Here is a 15,684-nt window from a genome sequence, read left to right as displayed (position 1 = left end):
CTTCATGATGGAGTAATTTGCGTCTAGATGCAAATCATTCTCATTTGGAGGGTGTTCGACGGTTCGTTGCCCTGCAACTAACTGTCAGCCCCGCCAGGCGTCCACGGATATGATGACGAAGCGGCCGTTCCACACGCCCGCCGCAATCGGTCTCCAGACAATTGTTGTCTATCGCGCCAGCCAATGCCGACAAAATCAATCGACACCGCATCGACCTCCACCGCCATCGAAACGGCCCAACGTCTGCCGACGCTGGCGCTCGCCGCCGCGCTATCGCTCGGCAGCGCGATAGCGCTCGGGTTCGCCCGCTTCGCTTACGCACTGCTGTTGCCGTCGATGAAACTCGATCTCGGCTGGAGCTTCGCCGAAGCCGGCGCGATGAACACGGCCAATGCGCTCGGCTATCTGCTCGGCGCGTTGGCTTTTCCACGGCTTGCGCGCCGCTGGTCGGCCGGCGCATTGTTCGGCGCCGGTTGCATCGCCACGGCGTTGCTGATGGCGTGCAGCGGCCTGCTCGCCGATACGCATTCGCTGCTCGTCTTGCGCGTGATCACCGGTGCAAGCAGCGCGGCGATTTTCATCAGCGGCGGCGTGCTGGCGGCGCGGCTCGCATCGGCGAGACCACGTGATGCGGGGTTCGTCCTCGGCTTGTATTACGGCGGCACGGGATGGGGCATCGTGGCTTCATCGCTGCTCGTGCCGCTGACGATCTTCAACGTCGCGCACGGCTGGCAGTTCGCCTGGTTCGCGCTGGCCGCGGCGTGCATGGCGTTCTCGATCGTGGCGATAGGCGCGGCCAAAAAAATCGAAAGCGTGCACGCGACAGTGCATACGGCAGCGCAGTCGGCCAACGCCGCGGATGCGCCGCGTTGGCCGCGCTTCATTGCGGCGCTCGCGGGCTACACGTTGTTCGGCGTCGGCTATATCGGCTACATGACCTTCATCGTGGCGCTCCTGCGCAACGCGGGCATGAGCGCGTCGGTCGTGACCGGCTTTTATTTGCTGCTCGGCGTGGCGACGGTGGTCTCGGCACGCGTATGGTCGGGCTTGCTGGACCGCATGCGCGGCGGCCAGGCGCTCGCGGTGCTCAACGCATTGCTTGCGATAGCGACGCTGTTGCCCGCGCTGTTCGCGCAGCCGTGGGTGGCGTTCGTCTCGGGCGTGCTGTTCGGCGCGACGTTTCTCTCGGCCGTTGCATCGACCACGGCTTTCGTGCGCCACAATCTGCCCGCGAGTCACTGGGCCAAGGGCATTAGCGCATTCACGATCGTGTTCGCGTTCGGACAGATCGTCGGGCCGATGGTGATCGGTTGGGTATCGGACGGCGCGGGCCTCGCGCGCGGTTTGATTTATTCCGCGCTGCTGCTCGCGGCCGGCGCGGTGCTCGCCGCGTGTCAAAAGCCGTTGCGTGAAGTGTGAGCCGTCGTTTCAAACCTGCACGGAAGGAATGCTCTTCATGCAGCGCAGCGCGAACATCGAGCGGCTGTGACGAATGCCGGCGATCTTGTAGAGCTTCTCGCGCAGAAAGCGCTCATAGCCCGCTGTGCCGTCGACCGCCACTTTCACCAGATAGTCGTAGTCGCCCGAGACGAGATACGCTTCGAGCACTTCAGTCAGCGTCGCCAGTTCGGCGCCGAAGCGGGCGAGGGCGTCATCGTCGTGGCGATCGAGCGTGACCTCCAGCAGCACCACGTCCGCGAAACCGAGCTTCTGCTGATCGAGCAACGCGACATAGCCGCGGATATACCCCTCGGTTTCCAATTGACGCGTGCGATTCCAGCACGCGGTGGTCGACATGCCGACCAGTTCCGCGAGTTCGGCATTGCTCAGGCGCGCGTTCTTCTGCAGCTCGCGCATGATCTTTCGATCCTGGTTATCCAGTGGACGATTACGGGCAGTCATCGCATTTTCGGAAGCTTGTTCGGATAAACGCCATTCTAGCGGAAGATCGTTCTAATACCCGCCGACGCGTCAACTGCTTTAAGAAGCCTATCCAGCCCGCGTCCAGGTATATTTTCAGGGTGCATTCGTGCTCGGGACAACCAACTGGTCCGCAAGGCGGCAAGCCTGCGGCGTCGCGGCCACAAGCCGCGCTCCGGTGTTCTCGCTGCTTTTACCCAAGGCGGCACGCGGGCGAATTCCGGCATCGACCCTCGCCTGAAGACGGCGCTCGCCGGGCATGGACGCATGTTCCTCGCCGCTGTATGCGGAAGGAAACAGGAGAAGAAACGCCCGCATGCGGACGTCGAGAAATGCGCGGCGACGTAAAGACGTGGCGCCGCGCCAGGACCCTCTTCGGACCCACTGCGTGGGTCGAGCGTTAATGGAAAATGAGGTACAGGATCACCAGTACGATCAGCGGAACGCCGAGAAGCCAGCCGAGTAGATAAGGCATGATGGTTCTCCTTGTGGAAGTTTGAAGACGCTCGTAATTCAGCATCTGTCGTGCCCGACATATCCGCGCCCACAAACCCTTCTCGTACAAGAAGCGAAAGCCTCGCACCTCAAGGCAAATTCTCCCGTAGAACGATACTGAATTGCACGGGCTTCACATCGCTCATCGCCTCGCGTTTGTCCCGCACGTTGCGGAAAATCCGCAGACAATTTCCCACCATCGCTTGCGGCGTTTGCGTAATCAACGCGTCCATCGTTCCGTCGATCAATAGCGCTCGCGTATCGGGCGTCAAGCCGTGACCGACGAACAGAATCTTCTGCTCGGAACGCGCTTCGACAATCGCGCGCGCGACGCCATCCGATCCACCGCCGCTGTTGTAAATGCCGGCGAGATCGGGATGCTGCTCCAGTAGCTTGCGCGTCTGCATGTGGTTGCGCTCGCTGTCGTCGTGTCCTTCGCGCAGTCCGATCACGCGCACTTGCGGAAAGGTCGATTCGATCAGATGCAGAAAGCCGATCTCGCGTTCTTCATGCCCGCGATAGTTGAGGCTGCCCGCAAGCATCGCAATCTTGCCGCTCGGCCGCGGCCCCATGAAACGCCCCAGCAGCAACGCGGCCGTGCGTCCGGCGGAACGATTGTCGATGCCCACATAAGCGAGCCGCCGCGCATTCGATAGATCCGAAATCAACGTGATCGCCGGCACGCCCTGGTCCGCGAGCGCATTCACCGCGTCGCGCACCACGGGATGCTCGAGCGCCATGAACACCACGCCGTCCGCGCGTTGTCCGTAATGCAGAAGACGGTCGGCCAGTTCCCTGGGATTGAAACTCTCGACGTAATGCACGCGGCACTTCATGTCCAACGCGTTCCACTGAGCGTGAGCGAAGTCGATATAGTCGCCGAGCATGAGCAAGTAGCGATTGGTGCCGGCAGGCAGCAGAAACGCTATACGCATCGGTTTGGAAGCGGACGCGGCAGGCGCGCCAGGCGTGAGCAGATAGCCGAGTTGCGCGGCCGCGTGCATCACGCGTTGCGCGGTGACGGCGCGCACGCCTTCGCGGCCATTGAGCACACGATCCACGGTGGCGGTCGACACACCGGCGGCGCGCGCAATGTCGGGAATGCGGGCGCGCGCGGCGGCGGTGAGGTGAAGCGGTTCGGACATGGCAGTCCTTCGCAGGGGAAGTCCATCAAAAAACATCAAGTTCGCGGTTTGACAGCGGTTGCCGCGCACGCCTAGTCTTGCAGCTATCACGCGACGACTCAACACCAGCGACAGGAAATCAAGGCGTTGTTCAGAGCGATGAGGGTTTTTGATGGATTCGACAGTCACATCAATTATAAGCAAGGAGACACTCAAATGGCCAACCTCGCGAGACGCACGCTGCTGCGTGCCGTAGCCGCCGTACCGGTGGCGGGCGCGCTGGGCTTTCCGTCGATCGTGCGCGCCGCGTCCGGCCCGGAGTTCGTGTTCAAGTACGGCAACAACTTGCCCCTCACGCATCCATTGAACGTGCGCGCGCAGGAAGCGGCGAATCAGATCAAGGAAGCGTCCAAAGGGCGCATGGAGATCCGCATATTCCCCAACAACCAGTTGGGCGGCGATACCGACATGCTCGCGCAGGTGCGCAGCGGCGGCATCGAGATGTTCACGCCGTCGGCGCTCGTGGTGTCGACGCTCGCGCCATCCGTTGCGATCAACGCGGTCGGCTTCGCGTTCAGCGACTACAACCAGGTATGGAGCGCGATGGACGGCAAGCTCGGCGCCTATGTGCGCGCGGCGATGCAAAAAGCCGGTCTCGAATCGTTCGAGAAGATGTGGGACAACGGCTTCCGTCAGACCACCACCAGCAACGGCCCGATCACGAGCGCGCAGAACATGCGCGGCCTGAAGATTCGCGTGCCGGTGAGCCCGCTCAGCATCGACATGTTCAAGGGTCTCGGCGCCGCGCCGACCAGCTTGCAATTCAGCGAAGTGTATTCGTCGCTGCAAACGCATATCGTCGATGCGCAGGAGAACCCGCTGCCGATCGTGCAAGTCGCGAAGCTCTATGAAGTGCAGAAGTACTGCTCGCTGACCAATCACATGTGGGACGGCTACTGGTTCGTATTGAACCCGCGCGCCTGGCAACGCTTGCCGAAAGACCTGCAAGGCATTGCCAGCGACGCCTTCAATCAAGGCGCGTTGAAACAGCGCGAGGATGTGCGCAAGCTCAACGACGCGGCTATCGCCGATCTGCAAGGCAAGGGCCTTGCGATCAACCGCACTTCGCCGGATACGTTCCGCGCGGCGCTGCGTCAAGCGGGTTTTTACGCGCAATGGAAAGGCAAGTTCGGCAATGAGGCGTGGGACCTGCTCGAACAATCGGTCGGCAAGCTCGCTTGAGTTCGGCTTACGCCAGCGAGCACGAGCGGTGAGTGCGCAAGAGACGAAGCGCGGCGGCCCGTCGCGAGGAGACTTCAGGATGTCGAATCACGCATTGAATCCAGCGGACGCAGCGGTTGCGCTGCCCGCGGCGAGCACGCCGCGCCGCTGGCTGAGCAGCTTCGATCGCGGTTTGATCGCGCTGGTGGAAGCCTGTGCGGCGGCGCTGCTCGCGATGGAAATGGTCGTGATGCTCGCTGGCGTGGTGAGCCGTTACGCGCTGCATCAGCCGCTGGTGTGGTCGGATGAACTGGCGGGGATTCTGTTCCTGTGGCTCGCCATGCTCGGCGCGGTGCTGGCGTTGCGGCGCGGCGAACATATGCGAATGACGGCGCTGGTCAGCCGCTTGTCGCCGCGGCGGCGCGCATTCGTCGATACGCTGGCGATCGCGGCGTCGATTGCGTTGCTCGCGCTGTTGATCGTGCCCGCGTACAACTACGCGTCCGGTGAGGCGGCGATCGTCACGCCCGCCTTGCAGATCAGCAACGCGTGGCGCGCGCTCGCGTTGCCGGTCGGCGCCGCGCTCATGCTGCTGGTCGGCTTGATTCGTCTCGCGCAGGTGAGCCGCGCGCGCGACGTCGTGATCGTGCTTGCGATTGCCGCGCTATTGGGTCTCGTCGCCGTATTCGCCGGGCCGTGGTTCCAGAGCCTTGGCAAGATCAATCTCGTGATCTTCTTCGTCGGCGTGGTGGCGATCGGCATTTTTTCGGGCGTGCCGATCGGGTTTTCTTTCGCGCTGGCCACGTTCGGCTATCTCGGCCTCTCGACTTTCACGCCGCTCGAAGTGGTGGTCGGCCGCATGGACGAGGGCATGTCGCATCTCGTGCTGCTGGCCGTGCCGCTCTTCGTGTTCCTCGGCTTGCTGATCGAAATGACCGGCATGGCGCGCGCGATGATCGAATTCCTCGCGAGCCTCGTCGGTCACGTGCATGGCGGTTTGTCGTTCGTGCTGATCGGCGCGATGTATCTGGTGTCGGGCATCTCCGGTTCGAAAGTGGCGGACATGGCGGCGATTGCGCCGGTGCTGTTCCCGGAGATGAAAAAACGCGGCGCGTCGGAAGGCGATCTCGTCGCGCTGCTCGCCACGACCGGCGCGCAAAGCGAAACGATTCCGCCGAGCATCGTGCTGATCACGATCGGCTCGGTCACGGGCGTGTCGATCGCCGCGCTCTTCACCGCGGGCATGCTGCCGGGCGCCGTGCTCGCGCTGATTCTGTGCGTGGTGGTGTGGTGGCGCTACCGCAACGAAGACCTGAGCGGCGCGCAGCGTTTCAGCAAGCAGCAGATCGCGCGGTTGTTCGTCGTGTCGCTGCCGGCGCTGGCGCTGCCGTTCGTGATTCGCATGGCGGTGGTCGAAGGCGTGGCGACGGCGACCGAAGTATCGACCATCGGCATCGCCTATTCGATGCTGATCGGTCTGCTGGTCTATCGCCGTTTCGAATGGCGGCGGCTCGGCCGCATGCTGGTGGATGCGGCGACTTTGTCGGGCGCGATTCTGTTCATCATCGGCTGCGCGACCTCGATGGCGTGGGCGCTCACTCAATCGGGTTTCTCGCAGGACCTCGCGCAATGGATCGCTGCGATGCCCGGCGGCGCGTATGGTTTCCTCGCGGTGTCGATCGTCGTGTTCGTGATGCTCGGCAGCGTGCTCGAAGGGATTCCCGCGATCGTGCTGTTCGGTCCGCTGCTGTTTCCGATCGCGCGGCTCGCGGGCGTGCATGAAGTGCACTACGCGATCGTCGTGATTCTGTCGATGGGCGTGGGGCTTTTCTCGCCGCCGTTCGGCGTCGGATACTACTCGGCGTGCGCGATCAGCAAGGTCAATCCCGATGCGGGCATTCGCCCGATCGTCGGCTACATGGGCGCGCTGATCGTCGGCCTGATTCTGGTCGCGGCGATTCCCTGGATTTCGATCGGGTTTCTCTAGGCTTTCTTCACAGGTTCGACACTCGGGCGCTGCATTGCCGCCGCGCCGGGGCGTCGCTCGTCCTTTAAAAACTGGCAGCAGCGGGAGAGTTTCATGAGTCGTTTCTTTGGCGAGATTCGTCAGGCCGGATACGTGGTGCGCGATATCGAGGCCGCGATGGACTACTGGAGCCGCGTGCTCGGCGTGGGCCCGTGGTTCTACAACGAACGCGTGCCGATCGAGAACTACGTGTATCGCGGCCAATCGTACGAGGTGCACAACTCCGTGGCGTTGGCGAACTCGGGGCCGTTGCAGGTCGAACTGATCCAGACGCGCAACGACGCACCCTCGATGTACCGCGACTTTCTCGCCGCCGGCAACACCGGCTTGCAGCACAACGCATACTGGACCACCTCGTTCGACGCGGACCTCGCGCGCTTGCGGGAGCAGGGCTTCGAGGTCGCGATGAGCGGCGAGGTGGGCCGCAACGGGCGCTTTGTCTACTTCGACACCGAGGATCATCCGGGTACCGTCATCGAACTCTCGGAGATCGCCGGGCCGAAAGGCAGGCTGTTCGACATGATCTACGCGGCGTCGCGCGATTGGGACGGCCGTGAGCCCGTGCGCCGCTTTCCTGATCTGAACGCGCTATGAACGCCACGCTGCAACGGAACACCGTTCACGACGACACGCTCGAAGCCGACTACCTGATCGAGACGCCGCTCGATCCCGCCCGCGTTGCCGACGTGATGGCGGGCGAGCAGTCGAGCGGCACATTCGTGCGCGTCGCCAACGAATCGGATGCGCTGCGCGCACGCAGCCGCGCGGGCGTGCTGCGCATCGAGGAACTCGAACCCGCGTCGCAACCCAGCTTGCCGAGCGCATGGCTCGCGCGCCAGGGCACGCCGGGACCGTGGCGTCGCGCGCGCGTGACGCTGTCGTTTCCGCTCGCCAACATCGGCGCGAATCTGCCGACGCTTGCCGCCACCGTCGCCGGCAATCTGTACGATCTGGGCGAGGTCACCGGCATGCGGCTGCTCTCGCTGCGCTTGCCTGTCGCCTATCGCGCGCGTTTCGAACTGCCGCGTCATGGCGTGGCGGGCACGCGCGTGCTGACCGAAGTGACGGGCGGGCCGATGATCGGCACCATCATCAAGCCGAACGTGGGCTTGAGCGCGGCGCAAACGGCGGCGCTGGTGCGCGAGTTGTGCGAAGCGGGCGTCGATTTCATCAAGGACGATGAAGTCTGCGCGAACCCCGCGCATGCGCCGCTCGCCGAGCGCGTGCGAGCGGTGATGGCGGAAGTGCGCCGCTACCGCGAGCGCAGCGGCCGCCGCGTGATGGTCGCGTTCAATATCACCGACGGACTCGACGCGATGCGCCGTCATGCGGAACTGGTCGAGCGTGAGGGCGGCACCTGCGTGATGGCGAGCATCAACTGGTGCGGTTTTTCCGCGATAGAGGCGCTGCGCCGCGCCACGCCGCTCGTGCTGCACGCGCACCGCAACGGCTACGGGATGATGTCGCGCGATCCGGCGCTCGGCATGTCGTTTCAGGCTTATCAGACGCTATGGCGTTTGACCGGCGTGGATCACATGCACGTGCACGGCCTCGCCGGCAAATTCGCGCAGAGCGACGCCGAAGTGATCGAGTCGGCGCGCGATTGCGCCACGCCGCTTGCGTCGGGTTGCGACGACCCGGTGCTGCCGGCGTTTTCCTCGGGCCAGTGGGCCGGCACCGCGCAAGCCACGTTCGACGCGGTGCGCTCCACCGACTTGCTGTTCATGTCGGGCGGCGGCATCCTCGCGCATCCCGATGGTCCGGCGGCAGGCGTGACGAGCGTGCGTCAGGCATGGGCGGCCGTGCAGGAACACACGCCGTTGCCGGTGTTCGCGGAGCATATGCCGGAACTGCGGCGCGCATTGGCATTTTTCGGCGGGCGAGCGTGAGCGAGGCACAGGTCATCAAAGAGAGCAGCGACTCGCGCCGGTTGCATGGCAACGGTCCGCATTACGCCTTCTATGGCGACGACTTCACAGGCGCGACCGACACGCTTGCGCATCTCGCCCGCGCCGGTCTGCGCACCATGCTGTTCTTCGCGCCACCCGATGCCGCGCGTCTTTCGACGCTAGGCCGTCTCGACGCGCTCGGCGTTGCCGGCGCGGCGCGGACGATGTCGCCGGCTGAACAGCAAGCGGAGCTGTCGCGCGCCGGCGCCGCATTTGCCGCGCTCGGCGTGCGCGTGATGCACTACAAAGTGTGCTCGACATTCGATAGCGCGCCGGAGATCGGCAGCATCGGCGTGGCGATTCGCACGCTGCGCGCGCACTGCGCGAATCCGCTCGTGGCGGTGGTCGGCGGGCAGCCGAATTTGCGGCGCTATTGCGTGTTCGCCGAACTGTTCGCGGCGGCGGGCGCGGACGATCATCAACAGTCGATCTACCGGATCGACCGTCATCCGACGATGAGCCGTCATCCGGTGACGCCGATGCACGAAGCGGACTTGCGTGTGCATTTGCAACGGCAGGGCGTGGAAAACGTGCAATCGGTCGATTGGCGCTGCTACACGGCCGGCGATGCCGCGTTGCAAACCGAGGTGCGGCGTCGGCTCGATTCGAAACCCGACGCATTGCTGTTCGACGTGCTCGACGACTCGCATCTGCACGCGATTGGCCGCGTGATCGCGCATCACGCGGCGGAATCGGCGCCCTTGCTCGCGGTAGGCGCGAGCAGCGTCGCGCAGGCTTATTCGCTGGCGCTGGATCCGCGCGCTGAACATCAACACGCCGAAGCGCGCGAGCACGTAACGCTGGCGCGCGCACAAGGACCGGTGTTCGTGCTGGCAGGCAGCCTCTCGCCATTGACCGAAGTGCAGATTGCCGCCGCGCATTCGTATCTGCGCGTGGAACTGGACCCGCTGCAAATGACCGGCGATAGCGCGTCCGACTATCTGGCAACGCGCGCCGCGGCGATAACGGGACCATTGCGCGACGGACGCAACGTCCTCGCCTTCACGACGCGCCGTGCCGAACACACGGCAGGCGCGTTGCCGCGGCTCACGCACGCATGCGCCGCGCTGCTGCAACAGGTGCTCGGCAACGCGCACTTGCGACGCATCGGCATTGCGGGCGGCGATACGTCCAGCTTCGCCGTGCGCGCGCTCGGCGCCTGGGGCTTGTCCTATCTCGCGCCGCTCCCGGCAGGCGTCACCGTATGCCGCCTTCACGCCGACCGTGCTGAACTCGACGGCATGGAGATCATGCTGAAAGGCGGACAGATGGGCGACGCGGATCTTTTCGAGCAACTGCTCGCCGGTGTCGACGGCGAGAAAGCACCTGGACGTTAGCCGTTGTCGGCGAACTCCGGATAAAGCGTCATGCCGCCGTCGACGAACAAGGTCGTGCCGACCACGTAATCGCTTTCATCGGAAGCGAGCCAAACGGTGGCCTTGCCGATATCGTCCGGGTTGCCGACGCGACCGTAGGGAATCAACTGAAGCAGCCTGTCCTGCTCGGGCTTCGACTCCCAGGCGTCCTTGTTGATCCGTGTGCGAATCGCGCCCGGCGCGATCGAATTGACGCGAATGCGCTCGGGCGCCACTTCTTGCGCGAGGGATTTCATGAACATCAGCACGCCGCCTTTGGACGCGGCGTAATTGACACGCCTCGCCCAGGGAATCACTTCGTGCACCGAGCTCATGCAGATGAGCTTGCCGAGCGCTTTTGACACGGGCCGTGGCCCGCGTCGCCGGAATTCCTTCACGGCTGATTGCGCCGTGAGAAATTGCCCGGTCAGATTGGTCGCCAATACCGTTTGCCAGTCTTCCAGCGTCATCTCGGCAAATGCGCTGTCTCTCTGCAAGCCCGAATTCGCAACCACGATATCGACGGTGCCGAATCGCGCGCGGCACGCATCGAACATGCTCTCGACCTGATCGCGATCGGCCACATCGGCCCCAACCGCGAGCGCTGCGCCACCCGCCTTTTCAATCTCGTCGGCGAGCTTTTCGGCTGATTCGGCATGGGTGTGATAGTTCAGGACCACCGCCGCGCCCGCGTTCGCAAGCGCTTGTGCAACGCCGTATCCAATGCCGGAACTGGCGCCGGTCACCAGCGCAACCTGATTCTCGAGTAGCTTTTCCATCGCATTCTCCGGCTTCGCCATGTGAATTCAAACCGGCAATCGACATGGCAAAGCCGCCGGATATCGATGCGGCGACCTGCATCGACAGCGGCGGCCGGCCTGGTTCGAAGTATCGAACCGGGCGTTTCGATCGGGCTATATCACCCCGGCGACCAGCAGCACGATCACGACGATGAGCACGACGCCGATACCGCCGGTAGGCGCATAGCCCCATGAACGGCTATGCGGCCAGGTCGGCAGTGCGCCGAGGAGGAGAAGAATCAGCACAATCAGAAGAATGGTTCCCAGCATGTTAAAGACCTCCGCTTGGTTGACGGACCTTCTTTCACGACAGCCACGCAAGGCGCGCCCTCGGGGCGCCTGGCGAAAGGCGGCATCGATGTCGTGATTGAGCAAGGCGCGTGCCCAGGAGGGATGTCAAAACGGAGCCGTTTGAAGTCGATACGCCGCGACATCCATTATTGACGGGCGGTCTGACGCCCCTGCGCGTTTGCTGGCGCAGGGGTGTTTCCAATTGCGGACATCTCGCGCGTCCTACAGGTAGGACCCTTTGATGCGGCCTTCGAAGATGGCGGTGTTGATTTCCCAATCGTCGACCTGGCCCAGGCCGCCCTTGTCGACGGTGACGACAACCGAACGGCCGCCGTGCAGCGCTTTCATCTGTTCGGCGGTGAGCGTGTCGTCGTGGGCGGGGTCCGCTGAACGCGGCAGGTCTTTGATGATGACAGTGGATTTCATGGCGTTACTCCAGAAAGTGGACGGGCGAGCACGATGCGGTGCTCAGCCTGACTTCTGCAAGGGCTATGCCATTTTGCGTGCGGCCGGCGCGGAAAACACGGGCGGTTCGGCAACGCGCGTCCTGTCTGGGCGGCGCGAGATGACCCCGTCAAACGCCGCGTTCGATCGACCCGGGATTGAATCGGAGTGTGCGGCGCGGTCCCACAGCTCGCGCGCCGGTTGTTGGCTGGCGGCGCTCCATGCGGCGGTTGCGGATGGCGACCGGATGCGAGGGATGCGAAGGATGCGAGGAACGCGGGCGCACACGCGCCCGCCGCTCAAAACGCGAACGGCACGCGCATCGAGCGCGTGCCGTTGCGGACAACAGTGGAATCGAAGTCTAGTAGCGGCGCAATGCCCTGCGCTGCATCGCCGCCGTGACAACCGTCTGGTGCGCGGCGGGAAAGCCGGGCGGATATTCGACGACGCGCGCCGAGGCCGGCACGAGTGGCACCGCGCCATTCAATCGCGCACCGATGCGTGCTCCGCCAACAATGGCGGCCATCGCCTGGCGGTCGAGTTCGACGCTGTCGGTGAGATCCTTGATCATGAGCTTGGCCATGAGGGCTCCGGAGAAATGCCGAGCGGGCGGCCGGTGCGATTGTCCGGTCGCCGCTTCGATATGTCGTTAAGTGTGCGGTGGTCTCGTCGCACTATGAGTATAGGAAATCTGCTTGCAGCGCGCCGCTTCATTATGAAGAGGCGGCAGTAGGGAAGCCCCCGGTCCTTCGCTACCGCACGCCGTCACACGGCAGCGAAGTTGCCGCCAAAGAGTTCCGGGCTGACGTTCAGGTGCAGCGGCACCACGCCCGCGCCGATCACGCCGATGTTGTTGAGCGCGGCGACGTTGACGGTCTGGAACTGGGCGAGGTTCTGGTTTATCGCGACGTTGACGTTGGCAATGGTGCCGAGGCCGGCCACGGACGGCAGACCGGGCGTGCCGGTGCCGCCGGCCACCGCCGACATGGCACGGCGGTCGAGATAACAGGTGCGAGACAGATCGCGAATCATGAGGGATGACATGGTGAATCTCCAAGGGTGCGCGGAAGACGGGCGTGGACGACGCGAGGCGAAGAGACCCGTGAGCACGGGCGCTTCGCCTCGTCGTGCTTTACACGTGGATGTTGTTGCTCGACGTGATGCTCGGATCGATCGTCGAATGGATGCCGGCGGCGAACGCGACGTTGTTGCCGTTGGCGTTCTGGATGTCCATCGACGTGTTGATCAGTTGCGTCGCGTCGACCTTCTTGCTGTTGTTCGGGGCGAAGACCGGGCTGAAGTTGTAGTACGAGGTCGAGGGACCGAAACCGCCGCGCACGGCGCTCATGGCTTTGCTGTCGAGTTGTTCGGTGATGGACAGGTCTTTGATCATCAGTGCGTTCATGGTAAATCTCCTGGAAGAAAAAATGAGAGTTTTGCGATTGGGTTCGAGCAACTTGTCTGCTCGAGTGTCACTAATGCACGGCCTGTGCCAGTTTTATTCTGGCATCCAAAGAAAGTTTGCGCAGGCTTGCTGCATGGGGCTTTCGAGCCGCACTCACGCGTTCGAGCCGATCCATGGACGCGCTTCCGCCTCTCGCTACTGGTGGGAGGCGCCCGACAGACCACCGCATGCTGTTGGATGCCGCGCGACACCGTCACGGCGCGCACGCAGCGGGGCAATCCTGGTTTGCGAAAGCGTGGGCCGGGGGCTAGTATCGAAGCGGCACATGTAACTGGTTACGACAGGTTTTCTATCAGCCCGAGCGGTTTCGGTCGCATGCGATCCGGCCCAACGGCAGCGGCGGCGCTTCGCACAAATGGCTAGCCTTGCGCGTGTGATTCACGACTTCCAGAGCGGCGAGCTGTCGCGTGACGAGCTCGTCGCTCAACTCGACAGCACGTTGACGACCGAAGGTCTCGGTCCCACGCAGCTGCTGGAGATGCTCGGCACGGCGCATCGCAAGACACCGCTCCCCGAGGATCTTTACGCGGAAGTGCGGCGGCGCATCGAGCAGTTGCGCGTCTCGAACGTGGCCGCGGGCGGCGAGGAAACCGGCATTCAGACCACGGTCGATATTCCGTCGGCACGCTCCGCAGGCGCGGGCCAAAAGCCGGGTGGCGCAAGTACGCCGGGCGCCGCGAATCCTCCCGGCCACGACCAGATCAAAGGCACCGGCGACACGTTGAACAACCGCTTCGTGCTGGAGGAATGTCTCGGCGTCGGCGGCATGGGCACGGTGTACAAGGCGCTCGACTTGCGCAAGCTGGAGGCGTCCGATCGCAAGCCGTATCTCGCGGTCAAGGTGCTCAACGTGCAGTTCCGCGGCAATCCGAATTCGCTCGTCGCGCTGCAACGCGAGGCGCGCAAGGCGCAGGTGCTCGCGCATCGCAACATCATCACGGTGTACGACTTCGACCGCGACGGCCCGATCGTCTATCTGACGATGGAGTACCTGAGCGGCAAGCCGCTCAGCCAGTTGCTGCGCACGCCGGGCTATCAAGGCATGCCGGTGCGCGCCGCGCTGCCGATCGTGCGCGGCATGTGCGGCGCGCTCGCCTACGCGCATGAACGCGGCTTCGTGCACTGCGATTTCAAACCCGCCAATGTATTTCTGACGACGAACGCCGAAGTGAAGGTGATCGACTTCGGCATTGCCCGCGTGTTCCAGCGGCCGGAGGAGGAGAGCGACGCCACCGTGTTCGATCCCGGCAGCCTCGGCGCGCTGACGCCGGCGTATGCGAGCCCGGAAATGATCGAGCATCGCGAGCCCGATCCGCGCGACGATATTTATGCGCTCGGCTGCATCACCTACGAGTTGTTGACGGGCCACCATCCGTTCGACCGTTTATCGGCGACGCAGGCCCGCAACGCCGACTTCAAGCCGCAACGGCCGCCGAACCTGGACGCGCGACAGTGGCGCGCGTTGCGTGCCGCGCTCTCGTTCGACCGCAACACGCGCATGCCGAGCGTGGTGCGCTTCATCGCGGAGTTCGACAACGAAGCGCGCGCGGAGAAGTCCGGCAAGCTGGCGAAGGTGGGGCTCGCGGGTTTCGCGGTGGTATGCGCGGCGGCGGTCGGCGTGTTCGCGCTGCGCTCGGCGCCGGATCGGCAGAAAGGCGCGCAGCCGGTCGAGGGTGCTTCGCAGGCGTTGGCGGATCGGGCGGCTTCGTCGTCGTCGAGTGAGGCTGCAGGAGGTAAGGTGGAGCCCGCGCCAGCGGCGACGGTAGGGTCCACTGCGGGGTCCACCGCGGGGTCCACTGCGGGTTCCACTACGGAGCCCACCGCTGGGTCCGCCGCCGCACCGGCCTCGCCACCCGTTGCAACACCACCCGCTCCCAAACCGGCGCTGACGCTCGCCGCCGTCACGCCGGTACTCGCGCAAGTGCCGTGTTCGGCGCTCGCCGCTTCCGCGCAGGACCACGCGTTGACCGTGCGTGGCTACGTGTCGCAACGCCATGGCGCTGCGCGTCTGAAGGACACCCTCAGCGCCTTGCCAGGCGTCGATACCGTCGCGCTCGAAGTCGAGCCGGTTGCCGACGACAAATGCGACACCGTCAAGGCGCTCGCACCGTACTGGATTCACAACTGGCAAGCCGGCCGCGTGGCGGCGCTGCATGTGCGGCCGCCCGGCGGACAGTTGAGCGAAGGCGACTCGCTCGTCGTCGACGTCACCACGCCCGCCTACGATTCCTACGTGAACCTCGACTACTACCAGCTCGACGGCAACGTCGTGCACATGGTGCCGAGTCCGCGCGCGAAGGATAATCAGGCGCCGCCGCGCTATGCGGCGACGGTCGGCAGCGCGGGCGACTGGGTGATTTCGAAACCGTTCGGATCGGAGATGGTGGTGCTGCTCATCACGCCGGCGCCGCTATTCGACAAGCCGCGTCCGGAGAGCGAATCGCGCGCCGATTATCTGCGCGCGCTCGATGCGCGGCTCGCGCAGATCGCCGGCAAATATGGGCAGGAGCGGATCGTCGCCGACTTCGCGCCGATCACGACGAAGCCGCGTGCGCCGTGAGCAAGCGCGAACCCGGCGCGCCCGGATTTCGCCG

General features: G+C 64.3%; 15 protein-coding genes. 7 read left to right on the top strand and 8 right to left on the bottom strand.

Translation table 11 applies throughout. The annotated features are described in order from the left end of the window. Positions 1-183: 183 nt before the first annotated feature. Entirely contained in the window at positions 184-1,419 is a 1,236-nt protein-coding gene (locus CUJ90_RS22885; protein ID WP_083082110.1) for a YbfB/YjiJ family MFS transporter, read from the top strand. A gap of 9 nt (positions 1,420-1,428) precedes the next feature. Here the strand turns inward: CUJ90_RS22885 and CUJ90_RS22880 are convergent, their stop codons facing one another. Continuing rightward, positions 1,429-1,902, bottom strand: coding sequence for an Lrp/AsnC family transcriptional regulator (locus tag CUJ90_RS22880; RefSeq protein ID WP_073428750.1), 474 nt, complete (start codon positions 1,900-1,902; stop codon positions 1,429-1,431). Between the two features lie 602 nt (positions 1,903-2,504). Further along, the gene (locus CUJ90_RS22870) at positions 2,505-3,560 is read right to left on the bottom strand and encodes a LacI family DNA-binding transcriptional regulator (RefSeq protein ID WP_114163986.1); all 1,056 of its coding nucleotides are present in this window, start codon (positions 3,558-3,560) and stop codon (positions 2,505-2,507) included. A 195-nt stretch (positions 3,561-3,755) separates the two neighbouring features. On the opposite strand from CUJ90_RS22870, the gene CUJ90_RS22865 reads away from it, so the two are divergent. From CUJ90_RS22865 to CUJ90_RS22845, 5 genes are all read left to right on the top strand, one after another. Beyond that, positions 3,756-4,781, top strand: a complete 1,026-nt coding sequence (locus CUJ90_RS22865) for a TRAP transporter substrate-binding protein (RefSeq protein ID WP_083082116.1) — start codon at positions 3,756-3,758, stop codon at positions 4,779-4,781. A 79-nt stretch (positions 4,782-4,860) separates the two neighbouring features. Then, the gene (locus tag CUJ90_RS22860) at positions 4,861-6,747 is read left to right on the top strand and encodes a TRAP transporter large permease (RefSeq protein WP_114163985.1); all 1,887 of its coding nucleotides are present in this window, start codon (positions 4,861-4,863) and stop codon (positions 6,745-6,747) included. 93 nt (positions 6,748-6,840) lie between these two features. Continuing rightward, a complete protein-coding gene (locus CUJ90_RS22855) occupies positions 6,841-7,380 on the top strand; it encodes a VOC family protein (protein ID WP_114163984.1) in 540 nt (179 codons plus the stop codon). Next, positions 7,377-8,675 (top strand): ribulose-bisphosphate carboxylase large subunit family protein, encoded by a 1,299-nt coding sequence (locus CUJ90_RS22850; RefSeq protein ID WP_083082122.1) that lies wholly within the window; start codon positions 7,377-7,379, stop codon positions 8,673-8,675. The genes CUJ90_RS22855 and CUJ90_RS22850 overlap by 4 nt, the downstream gene beginning before the upstream one ends. Next, entirely contained in the window at positions 8,672-10,072 is a 1,401-nt protein-coding gene (locus CUJ90_RS22845; RefSeq protein ID WP_227470522.1) for a four-carbon acid sugar kinase family protein, read from the top strand. The genes CUJ90_RS22850 and CUJ90_RS22845 overlap by 4 nt, the downstream gene beginning before the upstream one ends. Here the strand turns inward: CUJ90_RS22845 and CUJ90_RS22840 are convergent. The 6 genes from CUJ90_RS22840 to CUJ90_RS22815 all read right to left on the bottom strand — a co-directional run bounded on the left by CUJ90_RS22840 (position 10,069) and on the right by CUJ90_RS22815 (position 13,030). Beyond that, positions 10,069-10,869: a glucose 1-dehydrogenase gene (locus tag CUJ90_RS22840; RefSeq protein WP_083083037.1), complete on the bottom strand. Its 801-nt coding sequence runs from the start codon at positions 10,867-10,869 to the stop codon at positions 10,069-10,071. The genes CUJ90_RS22845 and CUJ90_RS22840 overlap by 4 nt on opposite strands. A gap of 135 nt (positions 10,870-11,004) precedes the next feature. Further along, a complete protein-coding gene (locus tag CUJ90_RS22835; RefSeq protein WP_073428744.1) occupies positions 11,005-11,160 on the bottom strand; it encodes a DUF3309 family protein in 156 nt (51 codons plus the stop codon). Between the two features lie 243 nt (positions 11,161-11,403). Continuing rightward, complete coding sequence (locus tag CUJ90_RS22830; RefSeq protein WP_073428743.1) at positions 11,404-11,607, bottom strand: hypothetical protein; 204 nt, start codon at positions 11,605-11,607, stop codon at positions 11,404-11,406. 379 nt (positions 11,608-11,986) lie between these two features. Continuing rightward, positions 11,987-12,208, bottom strand: a complete 222-nt coding sequence (locus tag CUJ90_RS22825) for a hypothetical protein (RefSeq protein ID WP_073428742.1) — start codon at positions 12,206-12,208, stop codon at positions 11,987-11,989. A 182-nt stretch (positions 12,209-12,390) separates the two neighbouring features. Next, the gene (locus tag CUJ90_RS22820) at positions 12,391-12,669 is read right to left on the bottom strand and encodes a hypothetical protein (protein ID WP_114163983.1); all 279 of its coding nucleotides are present in this window, start codon (positions 12,667-12,669) and stop codon (positions 12,391-12,393) included. Between the two features lie 88 nt (positions 12,670-12,757). Further along, positions 12,758-13,030: a hypothetical protein gene (locus CUJ90_RS22815; RefSeq protein WP_073428740.1), complete on the bottom strand. Its 273-nt coding sequence runs from the start codon at positions 13,028-13,030 to the stop codon at positions 12,758-12,760. Positions 13,031-13,445: 415 nt separating this feature from the next. Here CUJ90_RS22815 and CUJ90_RS22810 point away from each other — a divergent pair, with 415 nt between their 5' ends. Then, on the top strand, positions 13,446-15,650 hold the full coding sequence (locus CUJ90_RS22810; RefSeq protein ID WP_114163982.1) for a serine/threonine protein kinase: 2,205 nt from the start codon (positions 13,446-13,448) through the stop codon (positions 15,648-15,650). The last annotated feature ends 34 nt before the right edge of the window (positions 15,651-15,684 follow it).

This window comes from Paraburkholderia terricola, assembly GCF_003330825.1.
GTDB classification, from domain to species: domain Bacteria; phylum Pseudomonadota; class Gammaproteobacteria; order Burkholderiales; family Burkholderiaceae; genus Paraburkholderia; species Paraburkholderia terricola.
Note: the sequence above shows the minus strand (reverse complement) of the source record. Positions and strands in the feature narration are given on the sequence as shown.

What these genes read in the sequence shown, in the direction of transcription:
- CUJ90_RS22885 (WP_083082110.1), top strand. Translation starts at nt 184, where the DNA reads ATGCCGACAAAATCAATCGACACCGCATCGACCTCCACCGCCATCGAA.
- CUJ90_RS22880 (WP_073428750.1), bottom strand. Translation starts at nt 1,902, where the DNA reads ATGACTGCCCGTAATCGTCCACTGGATAACCAGGATCGAAAGATCATG.
- CUJ90_RS22870 (WP_114163986.1), bottom strand. Translation starts at nt 3,560, where the DNA reads ATGTCCGAACCGCTTCACCTCACCGCCGCCGCGCGCGCCCGCATTCCC.
- CUJ90_RS22865 (WP_083082116.1), top strand. Translation starts at nt 3,756, where the DNA reads ATGGCCAACCTCGCGAGACGCACGCTGCTGCGTGCCGTAGCCGCCGTA.
- CUJ90_RS22860 (WP_114163985.1), top strand. Translation starts at nt 4,861, where the DNA reads ATGTCGAATCACGCATTGAATCCAGCGGACGCAGCGGTTGCGCTGCCC.
- CUJ90_RS22855 (WP_114163984.1), top strand. Translation starts at nt 6,841, where the DNA reads ATGAGTCGTTTCTTTGGCGAGATTCGTCAGGCCGGATACGTGGTGCGC.
- CUJ90_RS22850 (WP_083082122.1), top strand. Translation starts at nt 7,377, where the DNA reads ATGAACGCCACGCTGCAACGGAACACCGTTCACGACGACACGCTCGAA.
- CUJ90_RS22840 (WP_083083037.1), bottom strand. Translation starts at nt 10,869, where the DNA reads ATGGAAAAGCTACTCGAGAATCAGGTTGCGCTGGTGACCGGCGCCAGT.
- CUJ90_RS22835 (WP_073428744.1), bottom strand. Translation starts at nt 11,160, where the DNA reads ATGCTGGGAACCATTCTTCTGATTGTGCTGATTCTTCTCCTCCTCGGC.
- CUJ90_RS22830 (WP_073428743.1), bottom strand. Translation starts at nt 11,607, where the DNA reads ATGAAATCCACTGTCATCATCAAAGACCTGCCGCGTTCAGCGGACCCC.
- CUJ90_RS22825 (WP_073428742.1), bottom strand. Translation starts at nt 12,208, where the DNA reads ATGGCCAAGCTCATGATCAAGGATCTCACCGACAGCGTCGAACTCGAC.
- CUJ90_RS22820 (WP_114163983.1), bottom strand. Translation starts at nt 12,669, where the DNA reads ATGTCATCCCTCATGATTCGCGATCTGTCTCGCACCTGTTATCTCGAC.
- CUJ90_RS22815 (WP_073428740.1), bottom strand. Translation starts at nt 13,030, where the DNA reads ATGAACGCACTGATGATCAAAGACCTGTCCATCACCGAACAACTCGAC.
- CUJ90_RS22810 (WP_114163982.1), top strand. Translation starts at nt 13,446, where the DNA reads ATGGCTAGCCTTGCGCGTGTGATTCACGACTTCCAGAGCGGCGAGCTG.